The 25,479-nt window shown below is 54.6% G+C and carries 22 protein-coding genes; 3 read left to right on the top strand and 19 right to left on the bottom strand.

Going from position 1 to position 25,479, the window contains the following annotated elements:
* Positions 1 to 7: 7 nt before the first annotated feature.
* From NNO04_RS01010 to dnaB, 9 genes are all read right to left on the bottom strand, one after another.
* Entirely contained in the window at positions 8 to 1,507 is a 1,500-nt protein-coding gene (locus NNO04_RS01010) for a DASS family sodium-coupled anion symporter (RefSeq protein WP_271443080.1), read from the bottom strand.
* Positions 1,508 to 1,718: 211 nt separating this feature from the next.
* Positions 1,719 to 2,591 carry a succinate--CoA ligase subunit alpha gene (gene sucD / locus NNO04_RS01005; protein WP_271443079.1) on the bottom strand — a complete coding sequence of 291 codons (873 nt, stop codon included), beginning with the start codon at positions 2,589 to 2,591 and terminating at the stop codon, positions 1,719 to 1,721.
* A 12-nt stretch (positions 2,592 to 2,603) separates the two neighbouring features.
* Positions 2,604 to 3,773, bottom strand: coding sequence for an ADP-forming succinate--CoA ligase subunit beta (gene sucC / locus NNO04_RS01000; RefSeq protein ID WP_271443078.1), 1,170 nt, complete (start codon positions 3,771 to 3,773; stop codon positions 2,604 to 2,606).
* Between the two features lie 24 nt (positions 3,774 to 3,797).
* Positions 3,798 to 5,216: a dihydrolipoyl dehydrogenase gene (gene lpdA, locus NNO04_RS00995; protein ID WP_271443077.1), complete on the bottom strand. Its 1,419-nt coding sequence runs from the start codon at positions 5,214 to 5,216 to the stop codon at positions 3,798 to 3,800.
* A gap of 11 nt (positions 5,217 to 5,227) precedes the next feature.
* On the bottom strand, positions 5,228 to 6,397 hold the full coding sequence (gene odhB, locus NNO04_RS00990; protein ID WP_271443076.1) for a 2-oxoglutarate dehydrogenase complex dihydrolipoyllysine-residue succinyltransferase: 1,170 nt from the start codon (positions 6,395 to 6,397) through the stop codon (positions 5,228 to 5,230).
* Positions 6,398 to 6,420: 23 nt separating this feature from the next.
* Positions 6,421 to 9,165, bottom strand: a complete 2,745-nt coding sequence (locus NNO04_RS00985) for a 2-oxoglutarate dehydrogenase E1 component (RefSeq protein WP_271443075.1) — start codon at positions 9,163 to 9,165, stop codon at positions 6,421 to 6,423.
* A gap of 200 nt (positions 9,166 to 9,365) precedes the next feature.
* On the bottom strand, positions 9,366 to 10,559 hold the full coding sequence (gene tyrB / locus NNO04_RS00980) for an aromatic amino acid transaminase (RefSeq protein WP_271443074.1): 1,194 nt from the start codon (positions 10,557 to 10,559) through the stop codon (positions 9,366 to 9,368).
* 181 nt (positions 10,560 to 10,740) lie between these two features.
* Positions 10,741 to 11,820, bottom strand: a complete 1,080-nt coding sequence (gene alr, locus NNO04_RS00975) for an alanine racemase (RefSeq protein ID WP_271443073.1) — start codon at positions 11,818 to 11,820, stop codon at positions 10,741 to 10,743.
* A 40-nt stretch (positions 11,821 to 11,860) separates the two neighbouring features.
* Complete coding sequence (gene dnaB / locus NNO04_RS00970) at positions 11,861 to 13,276, bottom strand: replicative DNA helicase (protein WP_045438554.1); 1,416 nt, start codon at positions 13,274 to 13,276, stop codon at positions 11,861 to 11,863.
* A gap of 81 nt (positions 13,277 to 13,357) precedes the next feature.
* Here dnaB and NNO04_RS00965 point away from each other — a divergent pair, with 81 nt between their 5' ends.
* Positions 13,358 to 14,341 (top strand): quinone oxidoreductase, encoded by a 984-nt coding sequence (locus NNO04_RS00965; protein WP_271443072.1) that lies wholly within the window; start codon positions 13,358 to 13,360, stop codon positions 14,339 to 14,341.
* 174 nt (positions 14,342 to 14,515) lie between these two features.
* Here NNO04_RS00965 and pspG read toward each other — a convergent pair whose 3' ends face one another.
* The 3 genes from pspG to NNO04_RS00950 form a co-directional block, all read right to left on the bottom strand.
* On the bottom strand, positions 14,516 to 14,758 hold the full coding sequence (gene pspG, locus NNO04_RS00960) for an envelope stress response protein PspG (RefSeq protein ID WP_162381757.1): 243 nt from the start codon (positions 14,756 to 14,758) through the stop codon (positions 14,516 to 14,518).
* Between the two features lie 133 nt (positions 14,759 to 14,891).
* Positions 14,892 to 15,887, bottom strand: a complete 996-nt coding sequence (dusA, locus tag NNO04_RS00955; protein WP_271443071.1) for a tRNA dihydrouridine(20/20a) synthase DusA — start codon at positions 15,885 to 15,887, stop codon at positions 14,892 to 14,894.
* A 151-nt stretch (positions 15,888 to 16,038) separates the two neighbouring features.
* Positions 16,039 to 16,527, bottom strand: a complete 489-nt coding sequence (locus tag NNO04_RS00950; protein WP_203359296.1) for a cupin domain-containing protein — start codon at positions 16,525 to 16,527, stop codon at positions 16,039 to 16,041.
* A gap of 114 nt (positions 16,528 to 16,641) precedes the next feature.
* Here NNO04_RS00950 and zur point away from each other — a divergent pair, with 114 nt between their 5' ends.
* Positions 16,642 to 17,157: a zinc uptake transcriptional repressor Zur gene (gene zur / locus NNO04_RS00945; protein ID WP_271443070.1), complete on the top strand. Its 516-nt coding sequence runs from the start codon at positions 16,642 to 16,644 to the stop codon at positions 17,155 to 17,157.
* A gap of 66 nt (positions 17,158 to 17,223) precedes the next feature.
* On the opposite strand, the gene NNO04_RS00940 is transcribed toward zur, so the two are convergent.
* The 4 genes from NNO04_RS00940 to NNO04_RS00925 all read right to left on the bottom strand — a co-directional run bounded on the left by NNO04_RS00940 (position 17,224) and on the right by NNO04_RS00925 (position 20,133).
* Positions 17,224 to 17,433, bottom strand: coding sequence for a CsbD family protein (locus tag NNO04_RS00940; protein ID WP_192614421.1), 210 nt, complete (start codon positions 17,431 to 17,433; stop codon positions 17,224 to 17,226).
* 130 nt (positions 17,434 to 17,563) lie between these two features.
* Complete coding sequence (dinF, locus tag NNO04_RS00935; protein WP_271443069.1) at positions 17,564 to 18,889, bottom strand: MATE family efflux transporter DinF; 1,326 nt, start codon at positions 18,887 to 18,889, stop codon at positions 17,564 to 17,566.
* A 157-nt stretch (positions 18,890 to 19,046) separates the two neighbouring features.
* On the bottom strand, positions 19,047 to 19,655 hold the full coding sequence (gene lexA, locus NNO04_RS00930; protein ID WP_162381749.1) for a transcriptional repressor LexA: 609 nt from the start codon (positions 19,653 to 19,655) through the stop codon (positions 19,047 to 19,049).
* 109 nt (positions 19,656 to 19,764) lie between these two features.
* Positions 19,765 to 20,133: a diacylglycerol kinase gene (locus NNO04_RS00925; protein WP_271443068.1), complete on the bottom strand. Its 369-nt coding sequence runs from the start codon at positions 20,131 to 20,133 to the stop codon at positions 19,765 to 19,767.
* 165 nt (positions 20,134 to 20,298) lie between these two features.
* Between NNO04_RS00925 and plsB the strand changes: the two genes are divergently transcribed.
* Positions 20,299 to 22,719, top strand: a complete 2,421-nt coding sequence (gene plsB / locus NNO04_RS00920; protein ID WP_271443067.1) for a glycerol-3-phosphate 1-O-acyltransferase PlsB — start codon at positions 20,299 to 20,301, stop codon at positions 22,717 to 22,719.
* Positions 22,720 to 22,863: 144 nt separating this feature from the next.
* On the opposite strand, the gene ubiA is transcribed toward plsB, so the two are convergent.
* The 3 genes from ubiA to malM form a co-directional block, all read right to left on the bottom strand.
* Complete coding sequence (ubiA, locus tag NNO04_RS00915) at positions 22,864 to 23,736, bottom strand: 4-hydroxybenzoate octaprenyltransferase (protein ID WP_271443066.1); 873 nt, start codon at positions 23,734 to 23,736, stop codon at positions 22,864 to 22,866.
* A gap of 11 nt (positions 23,737 to 23,747) precedes the next feature.
* Positions 23,748 to 24,245, bottom strand: a complete 498-nt coding sequence (ubiC, locus tag NNO04_RS00910; RefSeq protein ID WP_271443065.1) for a chorismate lyase — start codon at positions 24,243 to 24,245, stop codon at positions 23,748 to 23,750.
* 180 nt (positions 24,246 to 24,425) lie between these two features.
* Entirely contained in the window at positions 24,426 to 25,379 is a 954-nt protein-coding gene (gene malM / locus NNO04_RS00905) for a maltose operon protein MalM (RefSeq protein WP_271443064.1), read from the bottom strand.
* Positions 25,380 to 25,479 lie beyond the last annotated feature (100 nt).

The raw sequence follows: 25,479 nt of genomic DNA, 5'->3' as shown, positions 1-25,479 counted from the left end.
TATCTCCTTACATCAGACCCAGAACTTTCCACCAGGTGGCGGCAAAAAACAGCAGTAGCAAATAGCCAATCACCGTGAGCCAAATCCCCACGCGGGTAAACTGACGTGGCGAGAAGGTATCGGTTCCCAGACACACCATGTTTTGCGGTGCGTTAATCGGCAAAATAAAACCAAAACTGACGCTAAAGGCCAGCAGAACGGTCATACCGATCGGGTTAACGCCCAACTCCGGCGGCAGGCTGCTCAACAGGCTGATCAGAATCGGCAGCAATGCAGCGGTTAACGCGGTGGCGCTGGCGAATCCAAGGTGGATGACAATCAGGAACGCGGCGAGGATGGCGAAAATCGCCAGCGGGGGTAACGCGTCCAGACCAAAACCTTGCACAACGTAATTCGCCATCCAGGATGCCGCCTGGGTATCAAGCAGCGTAGAACCGAGGCTGATCCCGATACCGAACATCAGCAATGTTCCCCACTGCACGCGCTTCTCAACTTCTTTCCACTGCATAACGCCAATGCCCGGCATCAGCATGACCGCCAGACCAGCCAGCGTCACGGAGGTCGTGTCAATGCTGTGCAGTTTTCCGCCAGTAGACCAGAACACCAACAACAACAACGAGATAGCAATCAGACGTTTTTCTTTCCCCGTTGTTGGCCCCAATTCCGCCAGCGCCTTTTTAATCGCATCGCTGCCTCCTTCGACCGCTTCCGTTTCCGGCGGCAGCAGTTTTCGGGCCAGGAAGTAGAGGATCACTGACATCGCCAGACTCCAGGGAGCGCCCGCTAACAGCCAGTCGAGCCAACTGATCGAATGGCCGGCACCAAAGGTTTTATTGATAAAGCCGATGGAAAGCAGGTTCTGCGCGGCGGAAGTCTGGATACCCACGTTCCAGATACTGGTTGCCTGAGCGATAACAATCATCATGGATGCCGCAAGGCGGGAGTGTTTATCGACCTTAAACGCTGCAATAACCCCCATCATAATCGGCACTACGCAGGCAGTACGGGCCGTGGCGCTGGGAACCACCAGACTCAAGACGATGGTCACGACAATAGCGCCAATAATTATGCTCCGGCTACTGGCGCCTATTTTTGACATGGTAAATAACGCTATTCGCTTATCCAGACCGGTTATCGTCATTGCCGCCGCAATAAACATCGCCGCCGCGACCAGCGCGAGCGCAGAGTTAGAAAACCCTGAGAGCGTCATTTTCAGGGCTTTCTCTGTCCCCAGAATAGTATCCGGATGGTTCATATCCGGAGCAAAGCCAACCATGAAAATAATTAACGCCGAAATAACAATGGCGCTGGCGGTATAATCCATCGCTTCGCTTATCCAGACAATGATCGCAAAAACCAATATCGCAATCATATGTTGCCCGGCAACGGGTAATGAATCGCCTAACGGCAGGAACATAATAATTAAACCGGCAATAATGGCGAGCATTAAACCGGGATTAGGGATGATGCTACGCTTTTGCGCAACATTATTCGGGACTGATGACATAATCACCTCAACGTGAAAGATAAAAGACCTGTTTCTCTAATGCAGGTGTTATGCCATCTTTTAAAAATACATTAACTCGCTGTTATTAAAGGGTTTTAATAAAAATCACTCTCGGTATAATGCGTGAATTTCCGCACAGGTATAAAAAGGTGAATATAAAACCGCACACATAAAAAAGGGGGCTTATCGCCCCCTGTTACACTGCCGTTAATTACTTAATGGCATTCCACAACGTGTCACCAATTAATGCCGGGTTTCGTGTCCAGGCCATTCCAGCCTGATCAAAGGCACGGAATTTATCTTCGGCACTTCCGCTACCACCAGAAATAATGGCGCCGGCGTGTCCCATACGTTTTCCTTTCGGTGCAGTAACGCCCGCAATATAGCCAATGACCGGTTTATTCATTTCGTGACGAATAAATTCTGCGGCGCGTTCCTCTGCGTTCCCGCCAATTTCACCAATCATAATGACCGCATCGGTTTGCGGATCATCAGCAAATAAACGTAGCGCATCAATAAAGTTCGTTCCGGGAACCGGATCGCCGCCAATACCAATACAGGTCGACTGGCCTAACCCCAGCGCCGTGGTCTGTGCAACGGCTTCATAGGTTAATGTCCCTGAGCGGGAAATAATGCCGATGCGTCCAGGACGATGAATATCGCCAGGCATAATACCGATCTTACACGCCCCTGGCGTAATAATGCCCGGGCAGTTCGGGCCGATTAAACGGACATCCGGGTGACAATCCAGCAGGCGGCGTACTTTCACCATATCCAGCGTTGGAACGCCTTCGGTGATCACCACAATCAATTTCACGCCAGCTTCAACGGCCTCAACAACGGAATCCAGAACAAACGGCGCAGGCACATAAATCACGCTGGCATCCGCTTCAGTCTGTCTCATCGCCTCTTTCATCGAATTGAAAACGGGGCGATCCAGGTGCAGTTGCCCGCCTTTCCCTGGCGTGATGCCGCCGACGATGTTTGTGCCATAGGCGATCGCCTGCTCTGTATGAAACGTCCCATTTTTACCGGTAATGCCCTGCACCAGAACCCGGGTATGCTTATCAATCAAAACGCTCACGCTAACCTCCAGTTAATTCAGTAATGCGATAATGCGCTTAGCGGCATCATCCAAAGATCCAACGGCTTCCACCGCGAGGCCGCTTTCCGCCAGCAAACGTTGCCCTTCAGCCGCATTATTGCCAGACAGACGTACCACGACCGGTAAGGTAATTTCCGTTTCACGCAGGGAGTGAATGATGGCGCGGGCGATCATGTCGCAACGCACAATCCCACCGAAAATGTTGACCAGAATGGCCTGCACTTTGTCGTCAGAGACAATCAACCTGAACGCTTCGCTAACGCGCTCCTGCGTCGCGCCGCCGCCCACATCGAGGAAGTTAGCCGGTTGCTCGCCGTAGAGTTTAATAATGTCCATCGTCGCCATCGCCAGCCCAGCGCCATTGACCATGCAGCCGATATTGCCGTCCAGCGAGACGTAGTTGAGATCGAGTTTTGCCGCCTGGCTTTCGCGAGGATCTTCCTGCGTTTCATCACGCATCGCCTGCAATTCCGGGTGACGGTACAGTGCGTTGTCGTCTAACGACACTTTCGCGTCAGCGCACATAAATCCACCGTCTTCACGCAGCACCAGCGGGTTAATTTCCAGCAAGGCGAAATCCAGTTCGTTAAAGGCCTTCCATGCCTGATTTGCTAAACGACTGAACGCCGGGAACAGGGTATTTTCAAGGTTCAAAACCGTGAACATCTCCCGAATATGGCAGGGTTGAATACCCGTCAGCGGATCCACGCTGACGCTGCCGATTTTCTCCGGCGTCTCATGAGCGACTTTTTCAATCTCGACCCCGCCTTCCGGGCTGACAATAAACGTCACACACTGACTTTCACGATCCACCACCATGCCAAAATACAGTTCCTGGCGTACCGGATAGATGTTTTCACACACCAGAATGCTGCTGACATACTGACCTTCTGGCCCGGTTTGATAGGTGACCAGCTGCGAACCGAGCATTTGCTCAGCAAAGGCTTCAGCCTGCTGGAACTGCGTTAGCACCTTCACGCCGCCCGCTTTGCCTCGCCCTCCGGCATGGACCTGCGCTTTCAGCACCGCGCCTTTGCTTTCGCTGGCGATGCGGCTCCACGCGTCCGGCAACTCCGTAATATGTTGAATAGCAACTTCTTTCGGGCATGGCATTCCCATGCCGGCCAGTAAGGATTTGGCCTGATACTCATGTAAATTCATAATGTCTCTCGGTGGTATTGAACGTTATCCGTGGAGCGCCTGTTTATTCAGCGCCATTGCCGCTTCGTGTATGACTTCACTCAAGGTGGGATGAGCATGTACCGCGCAGGCGATATCTTCGCCCGAGGCGCTAAACGTCATTGCCAACCCAATTTCGTTAATCAGTTCAGAAGCCTGCGGGCCGACAATCGCCCCGCCCAGTACACGATCGGTGCGTTTGTCGGCGTAGAGCGTACAGCGTCCGCCATCCTGCCCCAGCGCCAGCGCGCGGCCGTTGCCCGCAAACAGTGAATGACCTTTGGTGAAGTCGATACCGGAGGCTTTCAGCGTCGCTTCGCTTTCACCCACCCACGCCACTTCCGGCTGGGTGTAAATGACAGAAGGGATCAGCGAGAAGTTGACCGGTTCAACAGGCAGTCCCGCCATTTGATCGGCGACGTTCAGACCTTCTTCCATCGCTTTATGCGCCAGCATCGGCCCACGTACGACATCGCCAATCGCCCACAAACCGGGTTTGCCCGTGCGGCACAGCGCATCAACTTCAATACCGCCGCGACCATTCGACGCTAACCCCAGCGCCGCCAGATCAATTCCGGACAAACGTGGCTCACGGCCAATGGCGACAATCAGCTTGTCGACGCGCGTTTCCTGTACGTTTTCGCCCTGCCGCCAGCGAATCACCACCTCGTTATCGTGGCGTTCGACCGCATCAATACTGACGCCAAACTGCATCTCCAGACCGCTGGCAACCATCGCTTTACGCACTTCGTTCGCCATTCTCGGTTCCAGGGCAGGCAGGAAGGTTTCCGCCATTTCCAGCAGCGTGACCTGTGCGCCCACGCGATTCCAGACCGAACCCAGCTCCAGGCCAATCACCCCCGCGCCAATAACTCCCAGACGCGCCGGGCATTCGCTTAATGACAGCGCGCCGCGGTTATCCAGAATGTGCGTGTTGTCCGTCGCCACGTCCGCAAGCTGGCGCGGCTGTGAACCGGTCGCAATCACCACATTTTTAGCGCTGATCGTCTGTTCATTGACCAGCAACTGCCAGAGCCCGTCCTGCTGTTCCCGCAGCGTTGCCTGGCCGGAAATATGCGTCACCTTATTTTTTTCAAACAGCAGGCGAATCCCCTGTGTCAGGCGACGCACGATGGCGTCTTTACGCTGGATCATCGAAGGAACGTCAAACGACACCTCTTTGACCTTAACGCCGTGGATCGCCGCTTCATGCTGGATCTGGGCAAACAATTCAGACGATTGCAGCAACGATTTTGACGGGATACAGCCGACATTCAGGCAGGTACCGCCCGGCGACGGTTCACCTTGCGCGTTGACCCCATCATCAATACACACCACATTCAGCCCGCGCTGCGCCGCCCGCAGCGCCGCCACATATCCACCGGGGCCACCGCCGATCACTGCGACGTCAAAAAATGGACTCATCACTTTTCTCCTCACAGATCCAGCAACAGTTGTTCTGGCGCTTCCAGCAGTTCGCGGATCGCCACCAGCGTTTGCACCGCTTCTTGCCCATCGATAATGCGATGGTCATAGCTGAGGGCGAGGTACATCATCGGGCGAATCACGACCTGGCCGTTTTCGGCAACCGGACGCGGGGTGATCGCGTGCATACCGAGAATGGCCGACTGCGGCGGGTTGATAATGGGCGTGGACATCATGGAACCGAACGTGCCGCCGTTGGTGATAGAGAACGAACCGCCCTGCAACGCTTCCAGCGGCAGTTTTCCTGCCCGCGCCAGCGCGGCGTAATCGGCGATTTGCCGTTCGATTTCAACAACAGAAAGGGTTTGCGCATTGCGCAGCACAGGCACCACCAGCCCACGGTTACTGCTGACCGCAATTCCGATGTCGCAGTAGTCGCGCCAGACAATGTCATTGCCCTCAACGCTGGCATTGACGATTGGAAAACGCTCCAGCGCGCGGGTGACGGCTTTCACGAAGAACGACATAAAGCCCAACTTCACGCCGTGTTTTTCGGCAAAACGGTCTTTCCAGCGGGCACGCAAGTCCATCACATTCTGCATATTCACTTCGTTGAACGTGGTCAGAATGGCGTTATCCCGTTGCGAGGCCAGCAGGCGTTCGGCGATACGCGCGCGCAAACGTGACATAGGCTCGCGACGTTCCTCGCGAGAACCGGCGGGGGCGACAGGACGCGGGATCGCCGGTGCCATCGTCAGCGCTGGCGTTGGCGCCGGAGCTGGTGCGGCAGACTGCGCATGTTGCAGCACATCTTCTTTCAGAATGCGGCCCTGACGTCCGCTCCCTGCAACCTCGGCAAGATTCACATTGCTACGCTGGGCTTCAAGACGCGCAGCCGGCATGGCGGTCGCTTCCACCTCTGCGATGACCGCTTCGGCAGCGGCGGCCTGCGGCTCCAGATGCGCCAACAGTTGCGAGGACGCCACCTCATTGCCTTCCTCGACCAGAATGCGCGTCAATATGCCATCCTGCGGCGCAGGGATTTCGAGGATCACTTTGTCCGTTTCCAGCTCCGCGACCACTTCATCACGGCGCACGAAATCGCCTTCTTTTTTACACCACGTCGTCAACGTGCCTTCCGTTACAGACTCCGGTAATTGAGGGACAGTAATGTCAATCATCAGATATTTTCCTTGTTATTTTTTTATGGCTGGATGTGCGTGAACGCATCCGCAAGAAAATCGTCAATTTGTTGTTTATGAACGCGGCCATAACCTGTTGCCGGTGCGGCAGCGGCCGGGCGCCCCGCGTAATGCCAGAACGGTTTATCCAGCTCCAGGGCCGTCAGTTCATGGTGAATTTGCCGCCACGCGCCCTGATTCTCGGGCTCTTCCTGTAGCCAGACCCAGCGTGAACACTGCGGCCATTGCGCCAGTGCGGCATTGAGCTCGTCTGCCGGGAACGGATAGAGCTGCTCCACGCGCACAATCGCCACACTCTCATCAAGGCCACGCTGTTTGCGGGCTTCCAGGGCGTCGTAATAGACCTGACCACTGCACAGAATGACCTGCTTAACCTGCGCCGAATCGCGCGGGAAGGTATCGGTAATGACCGGTTTGAAACTCCCTGTGCTAAACGCGGAAAGCTCACTCATCGCGCCCTTAAATCGAAGTAAGCGCTTACTCATAAATACCACCAGCGGTTTGCGCATTGGGCGTAACGCTTGCCCGCGCAGCAGGTGGAACATTTGTGCTGAATCCCCTGGCATCACCACATGCATGTTTTGTTCTGCGCAGAGTTGTAGCCAGCGTTCAGGACGACCCGAAGAGTGCTCCGGCCCCTGTCCGTCGTAGCCGTGCGGCAACAGAATGGTTAACCCGCTGTAGCGTCCCCATTTGGTTTCGCCTGAGCAGATAAACTGGTCGATAGCGACCTGTGCGCCATTGGCGAAATCGCCAAACTGCGCTTCCCAAATCACCAGTTGTTGCGGCGCGGAGGTGGAGTAACCGTATTCCCAGGCCAGCAGCGCTTCTTCGTTCAATACGGAGTCAAAGACTTCGAAAGACGCCTGCCCCTCGCGAATATGCTGTAACGGCAGATAGCGACCCGCTTGCGTCTGGTGATGCACCACGGCATGGCGATGGCTGAACGTACCGCGTCCAGAGTCTTCACCGGACAAACGCACGCCGATGCCTTGATCGACCAGCGAGGCGTAAGCCAGCGTTTCCGCCATCCCCCAGTCCACCGGCTGAGCGCCTGCCGCCATCTCTTTGCGTAAGGCAAGCTGGCGTTTGATGGTGGGATGCGCGACAACGTCGTGCGGAAGTGTAGTGAGAAGGTCGCCGTAACGGGCCAGTTCTTCCGCTGATAGCGCGGTTTCCGGCTGCGCGCTCCACTGCGGGTTGCTTAAGCCCTCCCAGTTAGCGCTGAACGGATGCGTGGCATCCGGCGCCGGTAGCGGATCGCGTTTCTGGCAGGCATCCAGCCAGTCACGATAGGCACTGACTTTTTCATCCTGCTGCTCAGGTGTCAGAACACCGCGGCGGGAAAGCATCTCGCCATAGCGGGTTCGCGTTCCCGGATGGCTGTCTACCGCTTGATACATCTGCGGTTGCGTCAGACGAGGCTCATCACTTTCGTTATGGCCGTGCTTACGGAAACAGACCAGATCGAGGACGATGTCGCGGTGGAAGGTATTTCGCCAGTCGCAGGCCAGCTCAATCGCCTGGCATACGGCGTCGACGTCATCGCCGTTAACGTGGATCACCGGCGCCGCCACCATTTTGGCGATATCCGTGCAGTAACGTGAGGAGCGCATGTCCTGTAAACGGGCAGTGGTAAATCCGACCTGATTGTTGATAACCAGATGAACGGTGCCGCCGGTACCGTAGCCGGTGGTTTGCGACAGGTTAAAGGTGGTCTGGTTGACGCCCAGTCCGCCGAGTGCAGAATCGCCATGAATCAATACGCCCATGACGCAAGACTTGCCATTTTCACCACGCCGATTCTGCCGCGCCCGCACTTGTCCAAGCACCACCGGGTTAACAATTTCCAGGTGCGACGGGTTATAGGCCAGCGCAATATGCAACAACCCTGCCGGCGTCTGCATATTGGTGGAATAGCCCATATGGTATTTCACATCGCCAGAACCGGCGCCAATCGTCTGTTTTCCTTCGAACTCTGCAAACAGTTGCGCCGGATCTTTACCCAGTAAATTGATCAGTACGTTCAGACGCCCACGATGCGCCATACCGATCACCAGCTCATCGACGCCCTGCTCACGTACGCGTTTCGCCAGCGTATTCAGCGCCGGGATCGCGCATTCCCCGCCTTCCAGCGAGAAACGTTTCTGACCGACGTAACGGGTATGCAGATAGCGTTCCAGCGTTTCTGCGGCCACCAGGTTTTCGAAGCGTTCCAGACAGGTTTGCGCATCCGCCTGCGGCGCATGACTGCGCTCAATACGCGCCAACAGCCAGCTGATTTCGTCACGGTTATCCAGATGCGCCAGTTCATATGCGCGACTTCCCGCCCATGCCTGTTCCTGCATGGAAATAATCTGCTTAAGCGGCATCTGGGTACTGTGTTCGCCAAAGGTGACATTAAATTCCTGGCGTAAATCGTCCTCCGTTAAGCCCCAAAATGCAGGCGTCAGTTGCGGTACGTCGGGGAGTTCCACCAATGACAGCGGGTCCAGCTTCGCTCTGAGGTGTCCGAAATGTCGCCAGGCATGAATCAACTGCGTTACCGCAGCCTGTTTTTTTAATGCCGGGCCAGACGTCATTACCGCTGAACAGGTTTCAGTGGAAGACAATTCCTGAGAAATAAAAAAACGCCGCCAGTCCTCGGGGAGCTGTTCGGGTGAGTGCAACCAGGTCTGGTAATACTCTTCAAGCCAGGTCGCATTGTCTCCATTGAGCAGCGTTCCGGGTGAGGTCATGTTCTCCATGTTGTTCTCCTGATGGTCGTAGACTGCTGTTGTATTGCAGTATTCGTACCAACATGTAAAAACATTATTAATCAATGCATTAACAATAATGAGAGGTGAGAAAGTGAGTGGAAACAGGAACAGTAATACGAGGGGTGGCTGGAGTTAGAAACACCGGAAGAAAAAGAGGCTGGCCAGACGCCAGCCTCACAGGCAGGAGATTACATTACTGCGGCAAACGCCTTCGCGACACGCTGAACGTTATTGGAATTAAGACCGGCAACGCACATGCGTCCGCTGGCGATCAGGTAGACGCCAAACTCATCACGCAGGCGATCCACCTGTGCTGCACTCAGGCCGGTATAGCTGAACATCCCGCGCTGTTGCAGCAGGTAGTCAAAGTTACGCCCCGGGATCTCGGTACTCAGGACCTTCACCAGCTCCTGACGCATCGCCAGAATGCGGGTTCGCATCGCTTCCACTTCCGCCAACCAGCTAGCTTTCAGCGCATCATCACCCAATACGGCAGCAACCACCTGTGCGCCAAAATTCGGCGGGCTGGAGTAATTGCGACGTACCGTGGCTTTGAGCTGACCCAGCACGCGAGTTGCAGCGTCAGCGTCTTCACACACCACGGAAAGACCGCCGACACGCTCGCCATACAGAGAGAAAATCTTCGAGAAAGAGTTACTGACCAGTGCTGGCAGCCCGGCGCTGGCAATCGCGCGAATGGCGTATGCATCATCGTCCATGCCCGCGCCAAAGCCCTGATAGGCGATGTCGAGGAAGGGGATCAGATCGCGGGCTTTCAGTATCTCAATGACCGCATCCCACTGCGCGTGCGTTAAATCTGCGCCGGTCGGGTTATGACAGCACGGATGCAGCAATACAATGCTACGCGCCGGTAAGGTATCAAGGGTCGCCAGCAGGTCGTTGAAACGCACACCGTTGGTTGCCTTGTCATACCAGGGGTAAGTACTTACTTCGAACCCGGCTCCTTCAAAAATCGCAATGTGGTTTTCCCACGTCGGATCGCTGACCCACACGGCAGAGTCCGGAAAATAACGTTTCAGGAAATCAGCGCCCACTTTCAGCGCGCCTGACCCGCCCAACGTCTGAATGGTCGCGATACGCTGCTGCGAAAGTACAGGATGGTCAGCGCCAAACAGCAGCGGGGCAATGGTGTGACGGTAGGTGTTCAGACCTTCCATCGGCAGATACAGCGAAGCGCCATGCGGCTGGGCATTGAGACGGGCTTCCGCTTCGGCAACCGCCTTCAGCTGCGGGATAATCCCGTCTTCGTTGTAGTACAGACCGATACTGAGATTCACTTTGTCGCGACGGGTATCTTCTTTGAAGCGCTCCATGAGCGAAAGAATCGGGTCGCCTGCATAGGCGTCAACTTTTTGAAACACGCGAAGGTTCTCCAGGTTTACAGGCAGGGGGTAAAGACACAATAAACCGGAAGTGAGAGAAGATCGAGAGGATGTTTAGCGAAGAAGTGCCGGATGGCGGCGCTTCGCGCCTTATCCGGCCTACGGTCAGTACAAATGGGTAGGCCGGATACGCGTTAGCACTCTCCGGCACACCGTGCGCTTAGTCGATATACTTCATCGCCACCCTTGAAGTCAGGCGCGTGATAAGTTCGTAAGCACTTACTTTTGTCATTTCAGCGATGCGTTCAACCGGCAGTCCTTCACCCCAAAGGATGACCGGATCGCCCGCTTTATCCTCTGCCTGCGGCCCCAGGTCAACGCAGATCATATCCATCGCCACGCGGCCCACAATCGGGACTTCACGACCGTTGACCAGTACCGGCGTACCGGAAGGCGCGGCGCGCGGGTAGCCATCGCCGTAACCCATCGCCACTACACCCAGACGCGTGTCGCGTTCACTTCGCCAGGTTCCGCCGTAACCGACCGGTTCGCCCGCTTTGTGTTCGCGTACGGCAATCAGGCTGGAGGTCAGCGACATCACCGGCTGGCAACCAAAATCAGCGCCCGTGGACTGGTTTTCCAGCGGCGAAACGCCGTAGAGGATGATCCCCGGACGCGCCCAGTCAAAGTGAGACTGCGGCCACAGCAGAATCCCGCCAGAGGCCGCAATGGAGCGCTGACCCGGCTTACCTTCACAGAAGGTGTTAAAAATATCGAGCTGTTGCTCGGTCGCGCCGCATTCCGGTTCGTCTGCGCGGGCAAAATGGCTGACGATGTTCACCGGCTGGCGCACGTTTTTACACTGCGTCAGGCGTTGATAAAATGCCTCGGCCTGCTCGGGAAGGACGCCCAGACGGTGCATACCGGTATCGAGTTTCATCCACACCGTCACCGGTTCATCCAGCACGGCTGACTCTAATGCAACGAGCTGCTCCTGATTATGCACGGCGGTATGCAGATGCTGCGCGGCGATGGTCGGCAGATCGGCGGCGTCAAAAAAGCCTTCGAGTAACAGGATGGGTTGCGTGATCCCGCCGGCACGCAGTCGCAGAGCTTCTTCGAGACGCGCGACGCCAAAGGCGTCGGCGTCGGGGAGCGTCCGCGCGGTCTCTAACAGACCGTGTCCGTAAGCGTTCGCTTTCACGACCGCGACCAGTTTGCTGGCCGGGGCCAGTTCACGCAGTCGTTGCAGGTTGTGTCGCAGAGCGCGGCGGTTAATCACAACAGTTGCCGCTTGCATTTGTGTTCCTTGAAAAGTGTTTGCCTGAATCTAATGACTGTTATTCGTCGTCGTACTGCGGCCCCGCATAATTATCAAAACGCGACCACTGACCGTTAAAGGTCAGACGTACCGTACCAATGGGGCCGTTACGCTGTTTACCAATAATAATTTCTGCGATGCCTTTTAAGTCGCTGTTCTCGTGATAAACCTCGTCACGATAGATAAACATGATCAAATCCGCATCCTGCTCAATGGAGCCAGATTCACGCAAGTCGGAGTTAACCGGGCGTTTATCGGCGCGTTGTTCCAGTGAACGGTTAAGCTGTGACAGCGCCACGACAGGAACATGGAGTTCTTTCGCTAACGCTTTGAGCGATCGGGAGATTTCGGCGATCTCCAGTGTACGGTTGTCGGAGAGCGACGGCACGCGCATTAGCTGAAGATAGTCGATCATGATAAGCCCGATACCGCCGTGTTCGCGGGCGATACGGCGCGCGCGGGAGCGCACTTCCGTCGGGGTCAGGCCGGAGGAGTCATCAATATAAATATTGCGCTTCTCAAGCAAAATACCCATGGTGCCGGAGATCCGCGCCCAGTCTTCATCGTCCAGTTGCCCGGTACGAATTTTGGTCTGATCCACGCGCGAAAGCGACGCCAGAGAACGCATCATAATCTGTTCTGAGGGCATCTCAAGAGAGAAGATAAGTACCGGCTTATCCTGCAACATCGCCGCATTTTCGACGAGGTTCATCGCAAATGTCGTTTTACCCATCGACGGACGCGCCGCAACGATGATCAGATCCGACGGCTGCAAACCCGCCGTTTTTTTATTGAGATCGTCATACCCGGTATTCACACCGGTGACACCATCGTGCGGTTGCTGGAACAACTGTTCGATACGCGCAACGGTGGCATCCAGCACATCGGCGATGTTTTTCGGGCCTTCGTCTTTATTGGCGCGGCTTTCGGCGATTTTAAAGACGCGTGATTCCGCCAGATCGAGCAGGTCTTCGCTGGAGCGCCCCTGCGGATCAAAACCCGCATCCGCAATTTCATGGGCAACAGAAATCATGTCGCGAACGACAGCGCGTTCGCGGACGATATCAGCATACGCGCTGATGTTCGCCGCACTTGGCGTATTTTTGGATAGCTCCGCCAGATACGCAAAACCGCCGACGCTGTCCAGTTGCCCTTGTACTTCCAGCGATTCCGCCAGGGTGATCAGGTCGATAGGCTTACCCATCTCCTGCAAGCGGTGCATTTCGGTAAAAATGTGACGGTGCGGGCGGGTGTAAAAGTCTTCCGCCACGACGCGTTCAGCCACATCATCCCAGCGTTCGTTATCCAGCATTAAACCGCCCAACACCGACTGTTCCGCTTCAATCGAGTGCGGCGGCACTTTCAGCCCGGCGACCTGTGGATCGCGGTCACGAGCATCAGTCTGTTGTTTGTTGAAGGGTTTATTTCCTGCCATAGTGAATGGAGTTACCGAGATAAAGAGTGGGTCGAAAGATTACCATATAAGTAGACCCTAACGATACGTTCTGGAGGAAGCATGGCAACACGAATTGAATTTCACAAGCATGGTGGCCCTGACGTACTAAAAGTGGTGGACTTTATGCCCGCAGACCCGGCGGAGAACGAAATCCAGGTCGAGAATAAAGCCATCGGCATTAACTACATTGATACCTATATTCGTAGTGGCCTCTACCCACCTCCCTCGTTACCCAGTGGATTAGGCACAGAAGCGGCGGGGATTGTCAGTAAAGTCGGCAGCAACGTCAAACATCTCAAGGCAGGCGACCGCGTCGTTTACGCCCAGTCGGCGCTCGGGGCCTACAGTTCTGTGCACAATGTCCCTGCCGATAAAGCCGCCCTGTTACCTAATGCTATCTCTTTCGAGCAGGCGGCGGCCTCTTTCCTGAAAGGCTTAACCGTCTTTTATCTGCTGCGAAAAACCTATGAAATCAAACCCGATGAGCCCTTTTTATTTCATGCTGCCGCAGGCGGCGTAGGACTGATTGCCTGTCAGTGGGCGAAAGCGCTGGGTGCCAAACTGATCGGGACGGTTGGCAACGCGCAAAAAGCGCAACGGGCTTTGCAGGCGGGAGCCTGGCAGGTGATCAACTACCGTGAAGAAAACATCGTCGATCGGGTCAAAGAGATCACCGGCGGCAAAAAAGTGCAGGTGGTTTACGACTCCGTTGGCAAAGATACGTGGGAAGCCTCGCTGGATTGTCTGCAACGTCGTGGACTGATGGTCAGTTTTGGCAATGCGTCAGGGCCGGTCACCGGCGTCAACTTAGGTATTCTGAACCAAAAAGGCTCGCTGTATACGACCCGCCCTTCTCTGCAAGGGTATATCACCAATCGTGATGAACTCACCGAGGCCAGTAATGAGCTGTTCTCGCTGATTGCCAGCGGCGTTATCAAGGTCGATGTGGCAGAGGATCAGAAGTATGCGCTGAAAGATGCACAGCGCGCGCATCAGGCGCTGGAGAGCAGAACCACGCAGGGTTCGAGCCTGCTCATTCCGTAATGGTGTAGAAAGAAATTGGGCTTCCACATGGGAAGCCCTTTCTTTTTTTAGTTCGGCTGTATGTAGGGTACAGCTCGATGAATTCGTTAGACGCGCAATAGTGACAGATTTGAAAATCATTTCCTAATGGGTTCTAAGAGCAAAGTTTCAGGTTGTGACCTATCCCTCACATCTTTAGTAACGCCAACGGTTATTGCGCTGATATTGTGGGATTTTCGGTGCTTTTATCGCCTTAATGGCCCATACCACCGCAATGGCCAGTAACAGCCAGGGCAGCAGTTTAAACATCAACGCAAACAGTCCCCCCAAAAACATCACCACCGTCGCCACGACCAACGCAGCCAGAACGCCCAACAGGGAAACCCCCGTCGCCATCAACATGATGAAAAACCCAATGACAAAAAGTAGTTCCAGCATGATGCTCTCCCCTAATGAAATCTGCACAGACCATTACAAGAAACATGCCAAAAAATAACGTATTGATTTTAAAATAAAACGCCCCGCAACACTGTGCAGGGCGTGGTGAATTTGACCAGGTTTTAGTGAAAAATTAACGCTTATCCGCCACCAGCTTCAGCGCGTGCTCCAGCACGTTGATATCGGCACCGGCTTTATGGGCATTTTCGCTCAGGTAGCGACGCCACTGACGCGCGCCGGGAATGCCCTGGAACAGACCCAGCATATGGCGGGTGATATGGCCCAGATAGGTGCCGTTACTGAGTTCGCGTTCAATGTACGGGTACATCGCGCGCACCACCGCAACCGGATCGGCATCGGCCATCGTCGCGCCAAAAATCTCACGGTCGACAGAGGCCAGAATACCGGGATTTTGGTAGGCTTCGCGCCCGACCATCACACCGTCCATGTGCTGCAGATGCGCTTTCGCATCCTCCAGCGATTTAATGCCGCCGTTGATCGACATCGTCAGATGCGGGAAGTCGCGCTTCAGTTGGTATACGCGCGGGTAATCCAGCGGCGGGATCTCCCGGTTTTCTTTCGGGCTAAGGCCAGAAAGCCAGGCTTTGCGCGCGTGGATGATAAACATCTCGCATTCGCCTTGACCTGCAACTGTATTAATGAAGTCGCAGAGAAATTCGTAGCTGTCCTGATCGTCAATGCCAATACGGGTTTTGACCGTCACAGGAATCGACACCACATCACGCATCGCCTTCACGCAATCCGCCACCAGTTGCGCATTGCCCATCAGGCAGGCGCCGAACATGCCGTTTTGCACACGGTCAGAAGGACAACCCACGTTGAGATTGATCTCATCATAACCGCGTTCTTGTGCCAGTTTCGCACACTGCGCCAGCGCAGCAGGGTCGCTACCGCCCAGTTGCAGCGCGATCGGATGCTCTTCTTCGCTGTACGCCAGGTAATCGCCCTTGCCATGAATGATCGCACCAGTCGTGACCATTTCGGTATAGAGCAGCGTCTGGCGGGAGAGCAAGCGCAGGAAATAGCGGCAATGTCTGTCCGTCCAGTCGAGCATCGGCGCGATAGAAAAACGATGGGCAGGAAAAACAGTGGACGAAGATTCTGGCATGGCGATTAATTAAGCATTCTGAAAAAGGGGCGCTACTATAGCATAAAGCAAAACCCGTGAGACAAGAGCGCAGGCAGATGGCTGCATTGAATGTGAACCGGGCCGACGGCACAGACCGTCCCAGTCCGAGGGGCAACGGCATAGGGCAGCATTATTTTCGCCCTGGTTTTCCGTCGTGCGGGCCAAAAAACTGCGGCGGATGATCAACCCAGCGATCTTCGCGTGTGGCGGCATACACCGGATTAATCGGATAATAGATGCGATTGTGTTTTTTATTCGCCTCCCCGACAACAAGCAGGCGAACCTCTGCACTGGTGTTATTGATAAAGGTGTGGCACACCCCTGTTCCCGCCGGGAAACCGACGCTGTCCCCGGGTTCTAATTTCCACAGATAGCCGTTTATCCAGACTTCGGGATAGCCTTCCAGCACATAAATGAACTCCTCTTCGTCGCTTTCCGCATGCGGATATGAAGTCCGCCGACCCGGCGGGAGACGTTCATGGTGAATGCCAAGCCGACGCAATCCGAGCGTTCGCGCCAGCGGCGCGCCGATGGAAAATAGCTCATCGCTATCCGGATAGGTAGAGTCATCAGCGCCTTCTGCGTCGCGCCAGTGACGAATGCAATCAGGTCTTTTCATTTTGGTTTTCCAGTGTGCAATGCGTCAGGTATAGCACACCGCGGGGGATCTCGGTGTTTTAAGAAGAACATGATAAAGTAAGGGATTAACGTTTCACGTACTCCGGGGTGCCAAATGGAAAAGACCACAACACAAGACCTATTGGCGCAAGCTGAGAAAATCTGTGCGCAGCGCAATGTTCGGCTCACTCCTCAGCGCCTCGAAGTGTTGCGTTTGATGAGCCTGCAACAAGGGGCGATCAGCGCTTATGATCTGTTGGATCTGCTACGTGAAACAGAGCCACAGGCCAAACCGCCTACGGTGTATCGTGCGCTCGATTTTTTGCTCGAACAAGGCTTTATTCACAAGGTTGAGTCCACCAATAGCTATGTGCTCTGCCATCTGTTCGATCAGCCGACTCACAGTTCAGCCATGTTCATTTGTGACCGCTGCGGCGTGGTGAAAGAAGAAAGCGCCGAGGGCGTGGAAGATATTATGCATACGCTGGCGGCAAAAATGGGTTTTGCCCTGCGTCATAACGTGATTGAAGCGCACGGATTATGCCCGGCGTGCGTCGAAGTTGAAGCGTGTCGCCACCCTGATGAGTGCCAGCACGATCATTCGATCCTGGTGAAGAAAAAACCGCGTTAAGCGGGTTGGGCGGCAAAACCGCCCAATGGACTGTACATCCTTGTACTTTCGGGTTGCCGCGGCTGATTACCAGCGGTATTTATTACGCGTTTCCCAGTCGCTCACTTCCTTTTCCGCCTTGTCTCTGGCGTAACCGTAACGTTCCTGGACCTTGCCGACCAACTGGTCGCGCTTACCTTCAATGACCGTCATATCATCATCGGTCAGTTTGCCCCATTGCTCTTTCACTTTCCCTTTGAACTGTTTCCAGTTACCGCTGACTTCGTCTTTATTCATCATCGAGTCCTCATGATTAGTGGTGATTAGCGATATTGCTTCGCCCAAATACACTACGTTTTCTGCTGGACGTGAGATTAATTATAGTCAGTGATCCCATGTTCATTTTGATATTCAGAATTTTTAACCATCACGCCTGGGAAAACCAGGTTCCGTGCCGCCAGTGGCGTCGCCAGATCCAGGCCAACGAGAGTCCACGGAGCGCCAGAAAAACGGTTAACGCCAGCCACAGTCCATGATTGCCCAGCCAGGGCAGCGCACACAGCGTGAGTGCAAATCCCAGCGCCGCAACGGCCATACTGTTGCGCATTTCCGTCGCACGCGTCGCCCCGATAAACATGCCATCCAGCAAATAACACCAGACACCGATTAACGGCAACACTACCTGCCAGATAAGATAGCGATCGGCCAAAAGTTGAATTTGCGGCAACGACGTCAGCAACGCGATGATGTGTTCACCCGCCAGGGCATAAACGAGGGCAAAGAGCAGCGCCACTATTCCTGACTGTCGGCATGCCGCGCGCCAGACATCCAGCAACTGGCTTCCGTCACGTGCGCCATACGCCTGCCCGGAGTGCGCTTCGACAGCATAAGCAAATCCATCAAGGGCATAGGCGGTAAAGGTCAGCAGGGTCATCAGTACCGCATTCACCGCAATGATGTCGCTACCCAACCGCGCCCCGAGAACCGTGATCGCGCCAAAGCACAGTTGCAGCAACAACGAACGCAGCATGATGTCACGGTTAAGCGCCAACAAACGACGGAAATTCCCCCGCCAGGCCTGTTTCAGCATCGTGGATGACACACCGCGCAGTGTCAGCACTTTGCGCACCATCATTAGGCCAAGCAACAACGTGGCATATTCTGCAATCACCGTCGCCAGTGCGGCTCCCTGCACATTCATATGCAGGCCCATCACCAGCCACAGATCGAGCGCAATATTGAGAATATTGCCGACAACCAGCAGGATCACCGGCGCGCGGGCATACTGAACGCCCAACAGCCAGCCAAGCAGAACCAGATTCGCCAGCGATGCCGGGGCGCTCAGCCAGCGGATCTCCAGAAAACGTCGCGCCTGTATCAGCACCGCTTCATTGCCACCGACGATATGCAATGCAAGATCGATGACTGGTGTACGGAACAACGCGATTAAGGCCCCCGCCCCCAACGCCAGAATCAGTGGCTGCACCAGCGCGCGCGCCAGTGCCTGGGGATTTTTGGCACCAAATGCCTGAGCCGTCAGCCCGGTGGTGCTCATGCGTAAGAAGAGCAACAGCATGAAGAGAAAACTGGTTGCCGTTGCGCCCACGGCAACACCGCCCAGATAAACAGGGCTGTCCAGATGTCCAATGACTGCAGTATCTACCAGACCCAACAAGGGAACGGTGATATTGGAGAAGATCATCGGTAATGCGAGACGCCAGAGCGCTTTGTCGGAAGAGGTAAAGAAAGGCATGCGGGAAAGCCTGAGAAGGAATTATAAAAAAGAAGTTAGATTGCCAGATGACGGCATAAATGCCTTATCCAGGCTTTTTTTCCAGGCCCGGTAAGCGTAGCGCCACCGGGCATATCGCCGGATGGCGGCGTAAACGCTTGATCCGGCCTGGAGAAAATTACAACCATTCACCGTTACGGATGACGCCGACTGCCAGCCCTTCAATCGTGAAGTTTTGCTCGCGCAGATCAACCACAATCGGTTTAAATTCACTGTTTTCTGGCAGAAGTTCGATTTTATTACCCTGCTTTTTCAGGCGTTTAACCGTCACTTCATCATCAATACGCGCCACCACTACCTGGCCGTTACGCACGTCCTGGGTTTTGTGTACCGCCAGCAAATCGCCGTCCATAATCCCAATATCTTTCATCGACATCCCGCTGACGCGCAGCAGGAAATCGGCATTAGGTTTAAACAGCGACGGGTCGACCTGATAGTGACCTTCAATATGCTGCTGTGCCAGAAGGGGTTCCCCTGCCGCCACGCGCCCTACTAAAGGCAGCCCCTCTTCTTCTTCCACCAGCAGGCGGATACCGCGAGAAGCACCAGAGACAATCTCGATGACACCTTTACGTGCCAGCGCTTTCAGGTGTTCTTCAGCCGCATTTGGGGAACGGAACCCCAAACGCTGCGCGATCTCCGCACGCGTCGGTGGCATACCTGTCTGGCTGATGTGATCCCGAATGAGATCGAACACCTCTTGCTGCCTGGCCGTTAACGCTTTCATTCCGCCCCCTGGGTGTATATACAGTTATGCTGTGAGTATATACAGTTAAAGGCGATTTTGGAACCACAAACGGCACAAAAAACAAGAGATTTATCGGATTATGGAACCCTTATCGAAAATGCGGCCACAGCAGGATTCCCCAGGTGATCATCGCGATAAAGATCGAAAGCAATACCGCCGCCGACCCCATATCTTTCGCCCGCCCGGAAAGTTCATGGTATTCAGAGCCAACGCGGTCAACCACCGCCTCAATCGCGCTGTTGAGGATTTCAACGACCATCACCAGCATGACAGAACCAATCAACAAAACACGCGTGATGGCGTCTACATCCAGCCAACAGGCAATCGCCACGCCCAGCAGCACAGCAACACTTTCCTGGCGAAATGCCGCTTCATTAATCCATGCAGCACGAAAACCTTTCCAGGAATAACCAGCAGCTTTAATAATTCGGGTAAATCCAGTGGTATTATTAGCCATCAAAAGAACCTTTTTGCATTATCAGCGTCAATGACATTATATCGTTAACCCACAAAATTCGGGTTACAGCGGCGCGAAGTATGACGGGATACACCAGAAATTCGCTAGACTTTCTGATATCCTTGCAGCGAATTTGCATTATTAACCAGAGGCTTTACATCGTTTATGTCTGGCTGGCCACGAATTTACTACAAATTACTGAATTTACCATTAACCGTACTGGTAAAAAGCAAGTCTATTCCAGCGGAACCCGCTCCGGAATTGGGGCTCGATACATCTCGTCCCATTATGTACGTTTTACCGTACAACTCAAAAGCGGACTTGCTGACGCTACGCGCCCAATGCCTGGCGCACGATCTCCCCGACCCGTTAGAGCCGCTGGAGATAGACGGAACGCTGCTGCCGCGTTATGTGTTTATTCACGGCGGCCCGCGCGTATTCACCTACTACACGCCGAAAGAAGAGTCGATCAAACTCTTTCACAACTACCTCGACCTTCACCGCAGTAATCCAGACCTGGATGTACAGATGGTGCCGGTATCGGTGATGTTCGGCCGCTCTCCGGGGCGTGAAAAGGGTGAGGTAAACCCTCCTCTGCGTATGCTGAACGGCGTACAAAAATTCTTTGCTGTTTCCTGGCTGGGGCGCGACAGTTTTGTCCGCTTCTCGCCGTCCGTTTCCTTACGACGGATGGCTGACGAGCACGGAACCGACAAAATTATTGCCCAAAAACTGGCGCGTGTGGCGCGAATGCATTTCGCCCGTCAGCGTCTGGCGGCGGTCGGTCCGCGTCTGCCTGCCCGACAGGATCTGTTCAACAAACTGCTGGCGTCAAAAGCGATTGCTCGCGCGGTAGAAGACGAAGCGCGCAGCAAAAAAATCTCCCATGAAAAAGCGCAGCAGAACGCCATTGCGCTGATGGAAGAGATTGCCGCCAACTTCTCCTACGAGATGATTCGCCTGACTGACCGCATTCTGGGTTTTACCTGGAACAGACTGTATCAGGGGATCAATGTCCATAACGCAGAGCGTGTCCGCCAACTGGCGCACGACGGGCATGAAATCGTCTATGTGCCCTGCCACCGCAGCCATATGGACTATCTGTTGCTCTCGTACGTGCTCTATCATCAGGGGCTGGTGCCGCCGCATATCGCCGCCGGTATTAACCTGAACTTCTGGCCAGCTGGCCCGATTTTCCGCCGCCTGGGCGCGTTCTTTATTCGTCGCACGTTTAAGGGCAACAAACTCTACTCGACCGTCTTTCGTGAATATCTCGGTGAGCTTTTTAGTCGTGGCTATTCCGTTGAATATTTTGTGGAAGGCGGGCGTTCCCGTACTGGCCGTCTGCTGGATCCGAAAACCGGCACCCTGTCGATGACCATTCAGGCGATGCTGCGCGGCGGTACACGTCCAATCACCCTGGTGCCCATTTACATCGGTTACGAGCACGTGATGGAAGTGGGAACTTACGCCAAAGAATTGCGTGGCGCGACGAAAGAAAAAGAGAGCCTGCCGCAAATGCTGCGCGGCTTGAGCAAGCTGCGTAATCTCGGTCAGGGCTACGTTAACTTTGGCGAACCGATGCCGTTGATGACGTACCTGAACCAGCATGTTCCTGAGTGGCGTGAATCTATCGATCCGATCGAAGCCGTGCGTCCCGCCTGGCTGACACCAACGGTCAATGGTATCGCCGCAGAGTTAATGGTCCGTATTAACAATGCAGGCGCGGCAAATGCCATGAATCTGTGTTGCACCGCATTGCTGGCGTCTCGTCAGCGTTCGTTAACGCGCGAGCAACTGACGGAGCAGCTTGAGTGTTATCTGGATCTGATGCGTAATGTCCCGTATTCCACCGACTCCACGGTTCCGTCGGTCAGCGCCAACGCGTTGATTGACCACGCGCTGCAAATGAACAAGTTCGAGGTCGAGAAGGATACTATCGGCGATATCATCATTCTGCCGCGCGAGCAGGCGGTGCTGATGACTTACTATCGCAACAACATTGCGCATATGCTGGTTCTGCCTTCCCTGATGGCGGCTATCGTGACTCAGCATCGCCGCATCTCCCGCGATGCGCTGCTTGAGCATGTTGAAATTCTCTACCCGATGCTGAAAGCAGAACTGTTCCTGCGCTGGGAACGGGATGAACTGGCTGGCGTCATCGACGCGCTGATAAGCGAAATGCAGCGTCAGGGACTGATTACCGTCCAGAATGACGAGCTGAATATCAACCCGGCGCATTCCCGTACGCTGCAGCTGTTGGCGGCGGGCGCGCGTGAAACCCTGCAACGTTATGCCATCACCTTCTGGCTGTTGAGTGCAAATCCGTCTATCAACCGCGGCACGCTGGAAAAAGAGAGCCGTACCGTGGCTCAGCGTCTTTCTGTGCTACACGGGATCAACGCGCCGGAGTTCTTCGACAAAGCGGTATTCAGCTCTTTGGTGTTGACCCTGCGTGATGAGAAGTACATAAGTGATACCGGTGATGCGGAGCCTGAAGAGACGATGAAGGTTTACCAGATGTTGGCTAATCTGATCACCTCAGATGTGCGTTTAACCATAGAAAGCGCAACGCAGGACGAGTGATGTTAAAAAGCCGGTCAGCATGACCGGCTTTGTCTTTATGCGTATCCTGTAGGCCTGATAAGCATAGCGCCATCAGGTAATAATGAATTTACACGCGTTGCCGGATGGCGGCATAAACGCCTTATCCGACCAACATGAACACATTCAGAAGTGCCAGTAACTCATCGCCAGCCCCAGAAACAGCACCAGGCCAACATAGTTGTTATTCATAAAGGCTTTAAAGCAGGCTTCGCGTTCACGGTGCGCAATCAGTTTTTGTTGATACACGAACAGAGCACCTGCCACCAGCAGAGACCAGTAATACCCCAGTCCCAGACCGTTCATCCAGCCAATCAGCGCCATCAGAGCCAACACCCCCACCTGCAGGATGCCAATGATCACCTTGTCATACTGACCGAACAGAATAGCCGTCGATTTAATGCCGATTTTCAGATCATCGTCCCGATCCACCATCGCATATTGCGTATCGTAAGCCACAGCCCAAAGAATGTTGGCAAGGAACATTAACCAGCAACTCAGCGGCACTGACTCACTGACAGCGGCAAACGCCATCGGTATCGACCAACCAAACGCCGCCCCCAGCACCACCTGCGGTAAATGCGTGTAACGCTTCATGAAAGGATAGACCCACGCCAGGGCCAGAGCGGCCACTGACAGCAGAATCGTCATCGTATTCAGCGTCAACACCAATAAGAAAGCAAGGAGCACCAGCACCACAAAAAGCACCCGCGCTTCTTTCTCGGTGACGGCGCCACTGGGCAACGGTCGGTTCGCCGTGCGTTTCACATGGCCGTCAAATTTGCGATCGGCATAGTCGTTGACTACGCATCCCGCCGCGCGCATCAACCAGACGCCCGCCACAAACACCAACAATATCCATAATTGCGGCATTCCGGGTGTCGCCACCCACAGCGCCCACAGCGTTGGCCAGAGCAGCAGTAAAGCGCCGATTGGCTTATCCGTACGCATCAAGCGGTGAAACGCCAGTAGCTTATTCTGCGTCAGACTCCACTCCATATCATTTCCTCTCAGTACAACGGCGATGCAGGCAAAAACAGTTCTGTCAGCAGGAACGGCTTTCCGCTCAACCGCAGACGGGAACGACGTCCCCACAGCGCTGCATCGCGACCAATCTCAATAAAATCTCGGGTCAATGTCGACGATGTAAACAGGTAACGCCCTAGCGGGGTTTTTCCCATATTTTGCAAAGCCAGCTCAGGGCCGCACAACGTTGACTCAGGCACCACGGTGCGCCCGGCAAGCCAGGGTTCACCATCCGCGCATAACAGAATTTCACGTAACCAGTAACGGGATTCCGTCGGCAATAGCGGCAGTTCTTCCGCCACGTCATGTTGGCCCACAAATCCTTCCCGTATCAACGTCACGCTCACCTGTTTTCCCTGCTGCTCAAAACGTTTGGTCATGGAATCTTCCAGTAACAACCAGTCCAGTTGTTGGGAGTCCAGCGCAGGGATCGCGTCAAAATAGCGCAGCGCACGCAGTTGCGTTAACGCAGGGTGTGGCATGCCTTACTCTCCAGTTCATAACGTGAGGGCATTGTATCGCAGAAAAGAGATTACGGGAGGCGTAAACATAATTAAGTGAACTGTTGCGCAACAGGAATGTAACAATTCGCATGGAATGATAAAAAAAGGTGCGCCAGGAGACGCACCAGTTGTTGCAAAATCAGCAATGCGGGGAGACGGTTACCCCTTGCCTTTTACACTGCTGATAAAGGTGGAACGGGCAGATGTGGACCCCAGGCGTTCAGCTTCATCAAGCAGTTTCAGCGCTTTATCCACGTCACCTGCGGCGACGGCATCTTTGATGGCTTTGTTGAAGTAGCTTTCGGTGTCGTTCAGCATTGGCTCACTTTTCTTCGCCGGCGCTGGCGCGGCGACTGGAGTGGCTGCAACCGCCGCAGGGGCAGCGTAAGTCGGCGCAGGCGCCGCCGTGTTGCCCACGGTAACAGGAGCCGGAGCGGAAGAGCCAAACAACGGCCCCACCAGCACACTGGAACTGCTGTTGGTTTTCACTTTCAGTTTCAACAGGCCGTCGGTGGTATGGCGCGCAATGGGATCAGGGATATCCGGAACCGAGTTACCAACGCCTTTTGCATATGCCTTAGCGGGATCAAGCAACGTCGTAGTCTGCTGGAGATCTTTTTCGGTGGTAAAGACCAGAACATAGAGCTTCTGCTGACCCAAAGCAGGCGTAAGACGCATCACCCCTTCCAGGCGATCCGCGCTCATCACGCCAGGCTCCTGGTAGGTAAAATAGCTGCTGGGGAAGAAGGCAGAAGGCGTCATGTTCTGATCAAGAATAATAACGTTCGGCGCAAATACGCTGGTTTGCTTGTTCACTTCGCTGGTTAGCGTCAGGGTCAGCTCACCAATATTTGCCGGTACACTATAGGCGGCAACCGGACCGCTAATACCGGCGACATCAAGGCGTTGACCGCCAGTGGCAAGTTGTGTGGACTGCGTTTTGCTCTGGTCGACAGGCGTCCAGGTTAATTGTTGTAACGCAGCGGTCGGAATCGCAGGCGCAGCGCTAATGTCTTGCGGAACATAGTTCACTTCCGCCAGCGTCACACCCGGTACACTCGCGAGCAGCCCCGCAGAGAAACAAAGGGCAACGAGACTTTTCTTCATTTTCATTGTTATCACCTCAGATAGCGTGGGTTCAGCGGTGGCCAGGCAATAGCGCGCTAAACTCCAGAACAGAGGGGCTTACGCCCCTCTTTCGGTCTTTACGTCA

Source organism: Citrobacter sp. Awk 4 (genome assembly GCF_028069725.1).
Classification (GTDB): Bacteria; Pseudomonadota; Gammaproteobacteria; order Enterobacterales; family Enterobacteriaceae; genus Citrobacter_D.
Note: the sequence above shows the minus strand (reverse complement) of the source record. Positions and strands in the feature narration are given on the sequence as shown.